Here is a 12,244-nt window from a genome sequence, read left to right as displayed (position 1 = left end):
GACGCTCGGCTCGAAGGGAACACACGGGTGTTCGTGTGAGATCGTCTGAACTTGCTACGACGAATCGGCCTGCGCCACCTTGTTCTGACCAGTTTGGGGTTGATCTGGCCTACAGCCCAAAACAGAGATCACAATGGCGTTGATCACCAGTAGTGCACGAGGCATGTGGTTCATATCAGTTCGCTCCCAAGCACGGACCCAAGATTCCATGGCAGGAATATACGCGGATCTTGCCAGCTCTGAAGTGCTCATGGCTTTGCATGGCCTTTACCACCGATCGTAGTTGATCCGGAGGAAGTTGGTCAACGGTGACGTCTCCGCTTAGTCCGGTCGCGTTTCGCACATGAGCTTGGTATGCCGGGGTATTGTTCTCTGAAGGCGGAGCGTATTTGGCAATCATCGCGTCGAGACTTAGTCCTGCATAGACCCCTGTGGTGATACGGGTCATCTGCGCACGCTCGCCTGTTTCGAAGTCGGGGAACACTGCAAAATCACCGTTACCGCCGTTGTGCGTTTCTCCGATCGCTCCTTGCGACCGTGCAAAGCTGCCAGAGCGAAGATTTCCAGGATTGTTGTTGCGCCATGCCCGCGTTCCTCCCGTTCGAATAGCGATAGTACCATCTGGATACGTGATCACAACTGAAAGGCCAAGCTCACCGACGTTCGGTGGACATGGAATCTGTCGTCCACGGCTGTCCTGACAGGACAAACCAAATGGATCAGCATAGTTCGCAGGATCCCCCGCAGCGAACCCGTACACGTTCAGCCCGCCCGCGAGCCCGATCGGATCCTCCTGCGTGAAGCGGCCGCTCGCAGGGTCGTAGTAGCGGTTGCGCATGTACATCTGCCCGGTGTTGTCGCGCATGCCGTCGATCAGCGTGCCGACCCAGGCGTTGGGGCCGTTCAGGCTGCGGTTCCGCGTCTCGCGCGTGATGAAGACGTGCGGCGCGGGCCACGCCGCGCCAGTCGTTGTGCAGCACCACCAGCTGCGGCGCGGGGATGAAGTTGTTACTGCGCGTGGAAACAGGCTGCCGTCCGGTCGTCTACTTTCCCGCATGCGCCGGAGCGGCTTTCCGGCGTGATCTCGCCCGAGAACGTGGGGCGGCTGGGGCAGGAGGGATGGCTGGTGACGAAAGAGATGGGCCGTGGCAGCATCATCCTCTTCGCCGACGACCCGCTCTTCCACCTGTTCTGGCGCTCCAGCCAGCCGCTCCTGCTGAACGCCATCCTGCTGGGACCGTAAGGCCGGTTGTGGCGTGAACGACGACGAAGCCCCGCCGGAGATCATCTCGGCGGGGCTTTCTGCATCTACGTGTTCAAGTGGGGGGCTACATCAGGAGGGCTATTCTGTCCGTCGGAGAATGAAACGGCCGCGGTGGAGTTTTCCCGATCCGGCTGCTCCCCACTTACCAGGTGTCCAGGGAAGTGAGGTGCGAGAGAGCCCTGGATCCCGCGATAAGCCCCGGGCAGGCTGCGGAGACAGGGGATTACGAGAGCGATTCCCAGTCGCTGGGTTACGACCGGTCCTGCAATGAAATGATCATCAAGCAGACCGAGAAAACGAGCGGGAGAACCACGAGCGCAGGTCCCCCGATCCAAGTGACGAATGGATGGTAGCGCGGGTTTGCACCGACATCGGGCGCAAATCGTGACAGACGAGAAGATGCGACGAAGACGATCAACCAGATACCCAGCATGAGGAACAGTGTCCGGCGCTGGATTGAAGAGTGAGACAAGAGCAAATACACATAGTGTGCGCCCGCGAGGGGGAGTGCCATTGAACACCATAGCACAAAGCCGTCAGAAATCAGTCTGAGAATGGCAGTAATATTCCACTGGGCGTTGGATCCTGTCGTGCCCAACAGGCTGAACCACACGAGCAGCATCAGGCTCCATCCAACCGTGAAAGCTCGCGATCGCCCCCAGAGCACTGCGGCGCCGATTACTCCGAACGCTGCGAGCGAATAGAAGATACCGTTCTGAAGGGTCAGATTCCCGATGACCGCTAGGCAAAAAGGCGTGCAGAGCCCTGCCACGAAGGCCGGACCCAGCACGGGTGATCGGCGCAATTTCGTCACGGTCAGCCTCCGCATCGCTGTGTCAACCCAAAAGCGCGTCGAAAGACGTTTTCCGCGCTGTGGGCGATCCGCTCGTCGAATGGGTCCAATTGGGCAGCGTGTGCCCAAGCGTGGCCAAGAAGTTCATGTGCAGCAATCGAAGTGCTCGATTCCGTGACTTGCGGCCCCACCATCGATACTTTGCAACCGAAGAATTTTGCATTGAAATGTCGTCCGGAGTCCGACTGGTCGATCACCGTTGTAAGGTCAGGTGGACAGAAGTGTGATTCTGCGTTTATACACCCGTTTTTGAGCGTGGTATCTTCCGTGAACATGAATCGAACAGAATAGACCTGGGTGCGGGAATTCATGAATGCGAGCCGATCCCGTAGGCCACGTAGTGATGAACGTCTCGATGCTCCGATGAACGAAATGCAGTTTTGCCTGTCGAGAGATAGGAAGGCTCCTACCGTGGTCGAGAGAATGTTGCGGAGATACCGCACTTCTGCGGCCGAGCCCCTGAGGCACACCTTTAGTCCATACGGATCATCATAGCTCACCGGATCCCCCTCCGCGAACCCGTACACGTTCAGCCCGCCCGCGAGCCCGATCGGATCCTCCTGCGTGAAGCGCCCGCTGGCGGGATCGTAGTAGCGGTTGCGCATGTACATCTGGCCGCTGTTGTCGCGCATGCCGTCGATCAGCGTGCCGACCCAGGCGTTGGGGCCGTTCAGGCTGCGGTTCCTGGTCTCGCGCGTGATGAACACGTGCGGGGCGGGCCACTCCACCTCCACGCAGTGGTACCAGCTCGTGTTCTGCGGGCTGGGTGCCTTGGGCCAGTCGGAGGCCTGTCCGCCCGGCACGATCGTCTGGAACTGCGAGCTGCGGGTGATGCGCACGCACGGCTTGGCCAGCGAGCCGAACGCATAACTGCCGATGTCGTACTCACCGCGCCAGTCGTTGTGCAGCACCACCAGCTGCGGTGCGGGGATGGAGTCGCTATACGCGATTCGTACCAGCGAGAGCGGCGCATCGATCCCCGGACCATGCGTGTAGACGACGCGGCCGAAGTGGAAGCCGCCGTACGTCTGCGCCTGCGGCACCGTGTCCGTCGGCGCCACGTCGGCGGTGTCGCGCAGGCCGGACGGAATCACCACCGAGTTGGCATTGACGCTCGGCCGGAACTGGTCGTTCTCCATGGTCGATGCGGCCGTACCCGTGGCTGCCGGCGCCTGGATCTCGGCGAGCACCTGATCTCCGTCCCACACGGTGCGGCGGACGAGGTTCTGGCAGTTGATCTGGCAGAGGTACGCCTGGCGCGAGCGGACCAGCACCCGCCGGCCCAGCGCGTCGTAGCGGTATTCCTCGAACGACGAGCGCTGGTTGCCCAGCGGCAGCCGGCTGGTGTCGCACTGGTTCGCGTTGCCGCTGAACTTCAGGCACGCCCGCCGGTCCGCGATCCGCAGCCGCCCCTCGGCGCCGTAGAACTGCACCGTCTCGTCGATGAGCGTGGCCTCCACGCTGCTCGGGCACGAGCTCGCGTTGCAGTTGGCATCGTACGGCGTAGTGGTGGTTTGCTGACGGAGGACGAAGGTGCGGTTTCCCGCGCGGTCGTACGTGGACGTGTCGGTGGTCGCCGGGCCGAGGGTGACGCGCATGCGGCCGGTGTAACGCTCGTACCGGCTGGCGCTGGTGTTCGGCGGCTCGGTGTACTTGAAGCCCTCCTGGCTGCGCTGCACGGCGGCATAGCGGTTCCCCAGCGCGTCGTTGTGGAAGCGCTCGTCGCTCACCGCGATCGTCTGGCGCATGCGGTAGGTGCCGGCCAGCGCGCCCAGGCCGCTGTACTCGTTCTGCACCGTGTCGGGGAACGACGGCGTCGCCAGGTCGAGCACCGTGGCCAGCTTCCCCCGCCCGTCGTAGCTCATCACGTCGTTGTGCAGCACCTGGTGCGTGGCCAGGTGCTCCTCGTAGCGGGTGGTCATCCGCCCGCCGTTGTCGTAGCTGTAGCGCTCCTGCACGCCGTTGCGGGTGAAGGTGGTGATGCGGCCGCGCGTGTCATACGCGTACTGGTAGTGCGTCCCCAGCACGTCGGCGATGTCGAGGAGCTCGCCGGTGCCGCCGTCCCACGCGTAAGTCTGCGTGGTCTGCGACGTGGACGGGGCGAGATTCGTCGGCAGCGTCAGGGAGACGCGCCGCCCCTCCAGGTCGTACGCGTACTGCAGGGGATACGCGTGCGTGGTCGTGTCGGTTCCCACGTAGGTACGGATGCGCTGCGTCTCGCCCTGCATCAGCCCGTATGGGAACCAGGTGCGGGTGACGGACGCGTCCTGGTTCACCGCCGAGCGCAGGTTCCCCATCTCGTCGTAGGTGAACACCGCGGTGTCGCCACGCAGGACGAAGGAGAGCGCCGCGGTCGTGTTCGCCGTCTCCAGCGCCCCCGTCCCGTTGTCGCGGAACAGGGGGAAGTACCACGTGGGCGATGACAGGATCTGCGCCGTCGTCCCCGTGCGCGTGACCGCGGGGACGAAGCGGCGGCGCAGGCGGTTCAGCGTATCGTACTGCATCGTCACCACCTCGCCCAGCCGGTTGCGGGTGCGGACGACGTTCCCCGCGGCGTCGTAGAAGGTGGAGTCCACCGGGTTGTCGAGCAGGCTTGCCGGCGTGGTGTCGGGCGCGATCTCGGCGATCTTGCGGCCGGCGGCGTCGTACTCGAACCGCGTGGTGACGGTGTCGATCGAGGCCTCGTCGGGCGCGGAGATACGGGATACGGTGCGCAGCCGGCTGGCCGAATCGTAGGTGTTGACCGCCACCAGCCGCTGCGCGGGCGAGGCTGGACGCCCGACGCGCGAGGCCGCGATGGCCGGGCCGATGCTCTCGGTGCGCGCGACGCGGCCGAGCTCGTCGTAGATGGTCGAATCGCTCTGGTAGACGGGCGTGGCGGGCGGGAGGTCGATCTGCTGCCGCACGCGCACCGGCCGCCCGGCCGCGTCGGACAGCGTCTCCGTGCGCACGCCGAGCGGGGAGACGACGAGGCTCAGGTTCCCCTGCGCGTCGTAGTCGTACGATTCCACCGCCGCCGGATTGGAGCCCGCCGCCGGCTGGGTGACGGACGCCACCATCGACGGCGCGGTGCCCGTTCCCGGGCGGTACTGGAAGGTCACCCGCCGCGCGGTGTCGGGCCCGATCCGCGTCCATCGCGGGCGGCCCAGGCTGTCGTACGCGGTCGCCGTCGTCCGACCCTCGGCGCTGGTGCTGCGCGTGACCTGGTCCCACCGCGCGTCGTAGGCGTAGGCGCTCGCCGCGTAGCGGCCGCCGGGGGCCACGTGCGACCAGTCGGTGGTGCCGGTGAGGTTGCCGCGCGCGTCGTAGGTGGCCGTCACCTCGCGGCCGTTCGCGTAGACGACGGAGGTCGCCAGGGCGGGGAGGCCGGCATTGCCGCGGCGGATCTGCGTCGCGAACCCCAGCGCATCGACCACGCGCACGGGCGCGCCCCAGCGGTCGAGCACGTACCGGACCGTATCTCCCACGTCCGTGCGCGGGCCGTCCAGTAGCGTGTAGACGGCGGAGGGCGCCACCGGTCCCGTGATCCCCTGCGACTCGGCGGGGCGGAAGGCGAGCCTGATGGAATCGCCCGGCGCCAGCGGCAGCGCGGTGCCGGCGAGCAGCCCCGCGGCGTCGAAGCGGAAGAGGTTCGGCACGCCCAGCGGGTTGGTGCGCGCGGTGATGCGTCCGCCGGTGGTGGTGTAGAGCACGTGCGGCTTCGCGGTGTTCAGCGCGCTCCCGAACGGCGCGTTCCCCCGGTACTGCGGCTCGTAGATGCGCGTCACCTCGCGGCCCACCGTCTCCAGGCGGACGACGCGCGCCGAGTCGGCCAGCCCGCGCGCGCCCGGCGCCACCACCTCGGCCAGCATCCCCGCCGCCGCGGAGGGCGATCCGCCGCTGTAGTTGAAGGTGTACGCCACGCTGTCGCCCGACAGGGGAATGACGATCCGCGCGAGCTGGCTCCCTGTGTAGCGGAACGCGGTGGTGTGGCCCAGCGGGTTCACCGTGCGCAGGTGGCGGCCGTTCGCGTCGTAGTAGATCTTCGCGCCGCCGGGAAGGGTGCGCACCAGCTCGCCGGCGGACGCGCGGATGGTATCGGGGCGGTCGAACGCCGGGCCGAGCCACGAGACGCCGTCGGAGGCCAGCGTGTACAGGCGCGTGCTCCCGTCGCCGCCCACCCACAGCTTCTCCTGCGCGCTCACCGGCAGCAGCTGCTCCAGCCCCGCCAGCCACCACCCGTTGCCGAAGTCGCTCAGGCCGCGGTTCACGATCGCCAGCTTGCCGTCGCGCGTGTAGATGAGGCCGCTGGCGCCGCCGGCGTAGAAGGCGCGCACCTCGAAGTGGTAGGCGTACGCGCCGGTGGGATACGCCGTCCCCGAGGCGTCGAACCCCAGCGCCACTCGCGCCGAGTCGCCCGCGGGGAAGCCCGCCCAGTGCCGGGTGGCGATGGTGGTACCGTTGATCGCCAGCTTCGCCTCGAGCGAGTCGGGGCGCGGCATCGACAGGTCGCGCAGCAGGTGCGCGGCGACGATGGGATACGGCTTCGCGTGCTGGCTGTTGTAGATCAGCGCCGGCGTGCGCGCCCGGTTCAGCACGCGCGTTCCCGGCAGCGGCGCCACCAGGCGCAGGTCGCCGCACTCGTACGCCGCGCCCGGGCCCGCGGACACGGTGACGCACATCGACCGCTCCACCAGCGTCAGGTCGGCGCGGTCGCCCACGGCGCCTGGCGGCGGCGCGGCGGTGGTGGCCACCACGATGGTGTTCGACGAGCCGCGCCCGCCCGCCAGCGTCTCGGTGGCCACCAGGCCGACCGTCTCCAGGCTCCCAGTCCCGAGCCGATAGCTCACGCCGACGATCGCGGTGTCGCCGGCGGCCACCGTCACCCGCGCCGTGCTGGGCGAGCACGACGTCGTGCCGTCGCACACCGATTCCAGCGTATACGTCTCGGTGACGAAGGTGCTCCGGTTCACGATGCGGAAGTTCTCCATCTGCGCCTCGCCCCTCGAGCGGGTAACCTGCCCGGTGCCCAGCACCTGCGGCGAGGGGCGGTAGCTGTACGTGGCCGAGGTCCACGACGAGCAGCGGGACTGCAGGTCGCAGATGCGCGCCGACACCGTCACCGACGCGCTCCCGGTCAGTGAGACGGTGCCCTGCGAGACGGCGTTGTCGGTGTCGATCCCCTCGTAGGTGAACGAGGTGGTGACGGTGTCGCCGTTGACGACGATCCGGCGCGACGAGGCGTTCAGCCCCGCCCCCGACGAGCTCCAGTAGACCGTCACCGGGACGCTCGACGAGCTCACCGCGCCGCCGGCGGGGTCGATCGACACCGTGGGCGCCGTGCCGCTGCCGGTGCAGTTGGGGTCGGTGAACGGGCACTGCGCGCGCGCCCGCTGCGGCACCATCCCCACCAGCGCGACGATCGAGGCGAGCGCCAGGACGCTGCGGAACAGGAGGGAAGGGCGGGAGATGGAGGGCATCTGGAGCGCGGATCGGTGGGGCGAAGCGGAGGGTCCCTATCCGCCAATCAAAATCAGGTGCGCGCCCTTGCGCAAGTGATTCAGGACAACGAGCACGCCGTCTACACACGTGGACGGATCTGGCGTCACACCGGGTGCTTGCCACCCGTTATCTTCACTGGTAACGTCCGGCGGGCGCTTTCACGGACATTTTGTGATCACCAGGATGATGGGGCTCATGAGCATCCTCCCCCTCCGCCGACTCCTGCCGTCACTCCTGGCCGCCGCCCTGCTGGCGCTCCCTCGCGCAGCGGCGGCGCAGGCGCCCACGCCCGGCGAGATGCCGGTGGAATGCGCCCGTCGGCGCCGTTCGCGCCCGCCTCGCGCGGCTCGGGTTCACGCCGGCGGCCGACCCGCCGACGCCCGATTCGACGCTGGTGTTCGAGGCGCGGCGCGCCGGCGTGCGCGCCGTGCTCCGGGCCCGCTTCCGCAGCCGCGTGCTCTGGCACGCGTTCTATTCGGCCGAGGGCGACTCCGCGGCGGTGCAGCGCGACCTTGACCGCGCCGCGGCCGCGCTCGCCGCGAGGCACGGCGCACCGGCGACGGAGGACGGCGGCCGCGTGTGGACGCTGCCGGACGGGCGCCGCGTTATGCTTCCCATCTCTCCCGCGCGGCTGGAGAACGGGAGATACGGCTACGGGCTGGCCATGCAGCGGCAGTAAGCATCGCCATCGCAAGAACAACGAAGCGGCGGCACGCTTTCTGGCGTGCCGCCGCATTCATTGCTCACCGGGTCCTGAGCCGGCTCGCGGGTCCGCGCTCACCAGCAGCGGCACGCGCCGGTGACCGGGTCCCAGCTCGAGTGCACCTTGCCGATGGCCGTGCAGTACTGGGTGCACTCCGCGGCCGAGTCCATGATCGGCGACCTCGCCGAGCGCGGGTGGGCCGCCGCCGACGCGGCGCCGAACCCGAGCGCGGCGCACACGGCGGCGCCGAACAGCACGTTCCGGATGCGAGCCGTCCTGGGCATGGTGCCTCCTGCGTGAGGGAAACGCGCGCCGCCCGCCCCTCGGGCGGCGCCCACCGTCACAGCTTCTGGCAGCTGCAGCAGTGCGTGCGCGTGTCGCACACGGGGATCAGCCCGTTCGACAGCCGGTTGCAGATCTTGCGGCAGTCCGACGTCGAGCTGCACGAGCCCACGGAGTTGGCGGGGTCGGTGCACGTCTGCATCGGCGCGGGGCTGGCCAGCGCCGCGCGCGCGCCGAACGCGAGCGAGGCCGCGGTCAGCACGGCAAGCGCGGCGCGGCGAACAGCGGAGTTCCGGGGCATTGCACTCCTCCCGTCAGGGTGAGGGACCGAGTCTGCTGAGATAGCGCGTCTTTCACGACGTGAGACGAATAGAATAGGGAGATCTGATTGCCCGCAAGTATGGAGATCCAGGGATGAGCCCATCTACTTCGATTCCCTTTCAGGGCGATTGTTGATGGGGAGAAGGGGATCGAAGGAGATCGAGGTGCTCCTCGTTCTTCATCCCCCGGCCGGAAACCTGCCGATGGCTTTCGATTGCTCCCACCACCTGCGCGACCGGCGGGGCCGCCTGCGTCCGCCGCATCCGGGAACACACCGCGCATTCGGCGGGGAAACTGACGATTTGGCACGGAAATCCGGGCACGAAAGTTCCCTTTCTCCCGGCCAGCGACGTCCGCCGTGCGAATGCATCCTCTCCGTGCGGAAGGCGGATCCCCCCGCGGTTCCGCCGTATCCAGGGCGCAAGGTAGATCTAGATAAATCAACAACTTAGGGAGATCCGATGATCAATCCCGATCGTCTGACTGTCAAATCGGCGGAGGCGCTGCAGGACGCCATGAGCCGCGCCCAGCGCGCCGGCAACCCGCAGATCGAAGACCTCCACCTGCTGATGGCGCTGCTCGAGCAGGAGGAGGGGATCGTCGTGCCCATCCTGCAGAAGGTGGGCGTCAACGTCACCCGGCTGCGGACGGAGACGGACGCGCAGGCCGAGCGTCTGCCGAAGCAGAGCGGCGCCACGCCGCACATCTCGCGCGAGCTGAACGCGGTGCTCGACCAGGCCGAGAAGGAGGCGCGCGAGCTCAAGGACGAGTACGTCTCCACCGAGCACTTCCTCCTCGGCCTGGCGGAGAAGGGGTTCGCCACGGCGTCGCTCCTCAAGGCGCAGGGCGCGAACCGGAAGACGCTGCTCGAGGCGCTGGAGCAGGTGCGCGGCGCCCACCGCGTGACCGACCAGAATCCCGAGGAGAAGTACCAGGCGCTGCAGCGCTTCTCGACCGACCTCACCGAGCGCGCGCGGCAGGGAAAGCTCGACCCCGTCATCGGCCGCGACGAGGAGATCCGCCGCGTGGTGCAGGTGCTTTCGCGCCGGACCAAGAACAACCCCGTGCTGATCGGCGAGCCGGGGGTGGGGAAGACGGCCATCGTCGAGGGCCTCGCCCAGCGCATCATCAACGGCGACGTCCCCGAGGGGCTGCGCGACAAGACGCTCATCTCCCTCGACATCGGCGCCATGCTGGCCGGCGCCAAGTACCGCGGCGAGTTCGAGGAGCGGCTGAAGGCGGTGCTGAAGGAGATCACCAGCAGCGACGGGCAGTTCATCGTGTTCATCGACGAGCTGCACACCATCGTGGGCGCGGGGAAGACCGAGGGCTCGCCCGACGCGGGGAACATGCTGAAGCCGGCGCTGGCCCGCGGCGAGCTGCGCGTGGTCGGTGCGACGACGCTCGACGAGTACCGCCAGTACATCGAGAAGGACGCGGCGCTGGAGCGGCGCTTCCAGCCCGTGTTCGTGGGCGAGCCCAGCGTCGAGGACACCATCGCCATCCTGCGCGGGCTGAAGGAGCGCTACGAGGTGCACCACGGCGTGCGCATCACCGACCCGGCGATCGTGGCCGCCGCCACGCTGTCGAACCGCTACATCGGCGATCGCTTCCTGCCGGACAAGGCCATCGACCTGATCGACGAGGCCGCCAGCCGGCTGCGCATCGAGATCGACAGCATGCCGCAGGAGATCGACGAGGTGGAGCGCCGCATCATGCAGCTGGAGATCGAGCGGCAGGCGCTGTCGCGCGAGTCCGACCCCGAGAGCAAGGAGCGGCTGCAGCGGCTGGAGGAGGAGCTGGCCAACCTGCGCGAGAAGAGCAGCGGGATGAAGGCGCGGTGGCAGAGCGAGAAGCAGGCGATCCAGGAGATCCGGGCGAAGAAGGAGCGGCTCGACGAGCTGAAGGTGGAGCTGGACCGCGCCCAGCGCACCGGCGACCTGGAGCGCGCCGCGCAGATCCAGTACGGCGAGATCCCCGCGCTGCAGAAGGAGATCGCCGGGAGCGACGCGCGGCTGGCCGAGCTGCAGAAGCAGAGCAAGTTCCTGAAGGAGGAGGTCGACGCCGACGACGTGGCCGAGGTCGTCGCCCGGTGGACCGGCATCCCGGTGAGCCGGATGCTGCAGAGCGACCGCGAGCGGCTGGCGCACCTGGACCAGCATCTCAACCAGCGGGTGATCGGCCAGCCGGAAGCGACGGAGGCGGTGGCCAACGCCGTGCGCCGCAGCCGCGCGGGGATGCAGGATCCCAATCGCCCCATCGGCTCCTTCATCTTCCTGGGACCGACCGGCGTGGGGAAGACGGAGACGGCGCGCGCCCTGGCCGAGTTCCTGTTCGACGACGAGGACGCGATGGTGCGCATCGACATGTCGGAGTACATGGAGAAGCACGCCGTCAGCCGGCTGATCGGCGCGCCGCCGGGATACGTGGGCTACGAGGAGGGCGGCCAGCTCACCGAGGCCGTGCGGCGGCGCCCCTACTCCGTCGTCCTGTTCGACGAGATCGAGAAGGCGCACGCGGACGTGTTCAACGTGCTGCTGCAGATCCTGGACGACGGGCGGGTGACCGACAGCCAGGGGCGCACGGTGAACTTCCGCAACACGGTCATCATCATGACCAGCAACATCGGCAGCACGCTGATCCTGGAGTACGCGCCGCGGATGGACCGCCCGGAGACGCGCGAGGAGGTGGAGCGGCAGGTGCTGGCCGAGATGCGGCGCCACTTCCGTCCCGAGTTCCTGAACCGCGTGGACGACGTGATCGTGTTCAAGCCGCTGGACCGGGCCGAGCTGAAGACCATCGTGGACCTGCAGCTGCGCCGGCTGGAAAGCCTGCTGGCCGAGCGGAAGATGACGCTGCGGGTGACCGATGCGGCCAAGGAGCTGATCGCCGAGGAGGGATACGACCCGGCGTACGGCGCGCGGCCGCTGAAGCGCGCCATCCAGCGGCTGGTGCAGAACCCGCTCGCCGTCCGCGTGCTCGAGGGCGAGTTCGAGGAGGGCGACACGGTGGTGGTGGACCGCGACCCCGGCGCCGCCCAGCTCACCTTCCGCTCCGCCGGCCGCGAGGCCCCGCGGGAGGAAGAGGTGCCGGCGGCCGTCTGACCGTCCTCTCGCTCTCCGTCGGCGAACGGCCCCGCTCCTCGTCCGCGAGGAGCGGGGCCGCTTGTCCGATGCATGTACGTGTGACGGTATGTCCCATCGGTGGGGCGGGAGCGCCCCGCCTGCGGTGCCCGCCGATCTCCCTGGGATTTGCCAAGTGCTTGCAGCGTAAGAAGAGCGCGCGACGGAACGCACGTGCATGGCGCATGCGAGGGCGATCGGCGTCCCGCCGGTTCATC

At 67.9% G+C, this 12,244-nt stretch carries 8 protein-coding genes; 3 read left to right on the top strand and 5 right to left on the bottom strand.

The features are described 5' to 3' along the window. Positions 1-175 precede the first annotated feature (175 nt). Positions 176-865, bottom strand: a complete 690-nt coding sequence (locus VF092_02380; protein ID HEX6746133.1) for an RHS repeat-associated core domain-containing protein — start codon at positions 863-865, stop codon at positions 176-178. A 213-nt stretch (positions 866-1,078) separates the two neighbouring features. Between VF092_02380 and VF092_02375 the strand changes: the two genes are divergently transcribed. Further along, entirely contained in the window at positions 1,079-1,243 is a 165-nt protein-coding gene (locus VF092_02375; GenBank protein HEX6746132.1) for a hypothetical protein, read from the top strand. Positions 1,244-1,514: 271 nt separating this feature from the next. On the opposite strand, the gene VF092_02370 is transcribed toward VF092_02375, so the two are convergent. Both VF092_02370 and VF092_02365 read right to left on the bottom strand, forming a co-directional pair. Further along, positions 1,515-2,093, bottom strand: coding sequence for a hypothetical protein (locus VF092_02370; protein HEX6746131.1), 579 nt, complete (start codon positions 2,091-2,093; stop codon positions 1,515-1,517). Continuing rightward, positions 2,081-7,576, bottom strand: a complete 5,496-nt coding sequence (locus tag VF092_02365; protein HEX6746130.1) for an RHS repeat-associated core domain-containing protein — start codon at positions 7,574-7,576, stop codon at positions 2,081-2,083. Before VF092_02365 ends, VF092_02370 begins: the two co-directional genes overlap by 13 nt. Before the next feature lie 416 nt (positions 7,577-7,992). On the opposite strand from VF092_02365, the gene VF092_02360 reads away from it, so the two are divergent. After that, on the top strand, positions 7,993-8,277 hold the full coding sequence (locus VF092_02360; GenBank protein ID HEX6746129.1) for a hypothetical protein: 285 nt from the start codon (positions 7,993-7,995) through the stop codon (positions 8,275-8,277). Positions 8,278-8,375: 98 nt separating this feature from the next. Here the strand turns inward: VF092_02360 and VF092_02355 are convergent, their stop codons facing one another. Both VF092_02355 and VF092_02350 read right to left on the bottom strand, forming a co-directional pair. Continuing rightward, positions 8,376-8,585, bottom strand: coding sequence for a hypothetical protein (locus tag VF092_02355; GenBank protein HEX6746128.1), 210 nt, complete (start codon positions 8,583-8,585; stop codon positions 8,376-8,378). Positions 8,586-8,641: 56 nt separating this feature from the next. Beyond that, a complete protein-coding gene (locus VF092_02350) occupies positions 8,642-8,884 on the bottom strand; it encodes a hypothetical protein (protein ID HEX6746127.1) in 243 nt (80 codons plus the stop codon). A 481-nt stretch (positions 8,885-9,365) separates the two neighbouring features. Between VF092_02350 and clpB the strand changes: the two genes are divergently transcribed. Beyond that, positions 9,366-12,008 carry an ATP-dependent chaperone ClpB gene (gene clpB / locus VF092_02345; protein ID HEX6746126.1) on the top strand — a complete coding sequence of 881 codons (2,643 nt, stop codon included), beginning with the start codon at positions 9,366-9,368 and terminating at the stop codon, positions 12,006-12,008. The last annotated feature ends 236 nt before the right edge of the window (positions 12,009-12,244 follow it).

Origin of the sequence: Longimicrobium sp., from assembly GCA_036377595.1 — a bacterium.
Taxonomy (GTDB): Bacteria; Gemmatimonadota; Gemmatimonadetes; order Longimicrobiales; family Longimicrobiaceae; genus Longimicrobium.
The sequence above is the reverse complement of the archived record's forward strand: the minus strand, read 5'-3'. Positions and strand labels throughout refer to the sequence as shown.

What these genes read in the sequence shown, in the direction of transcription:
- VF092_02380 (HEX6746133.1), bottom strand. Translation starts at nt 865, where the DNA reads ATGCGCGACAACACCGGGCAGATGTACATGCGCAACCGCTACTACGAC.
- VF092_02370 (HEX6746131.1), bottom strand. Translation starts at nt 2,093, where the DNA reads ATGCGGAGGCTGACCGTGACGAAATTGCGCCGATCACCCGTGCTGGGT.
- VF092_02365 (HEX6746130.1), bottom strand. Translation starts at nt 7,576, where the DNA reads ATGCCCTCCATCTCCCGCCCTTCCCTCCTGTTCCGCAGCGTCCTGGCG.
- VF092_02355 (HEX6746128.1), bottom strand. Translation starts at nt 8,585, where the DNA reads ATGCCCAGGACGGCTCGCATCCGGAACGTGCTGTTCGGCGCCGCCGTG.
- VF092_02350 (HEX6746127.1), bottom strand. Translation starts at nt 8,884, where the DNA reads ATGCCCCGGAACTCCGCTGTTCGCCGCGCCGCGCTTGCCGTGCTGACC.
- clpB (HEX6746126.1), top strand. Translation starts at nt 9,366, where the DNA reads ATGATCAATCCCGATCGTCTGACTGTCAAATCGGCGGAGGCGCTGCAG.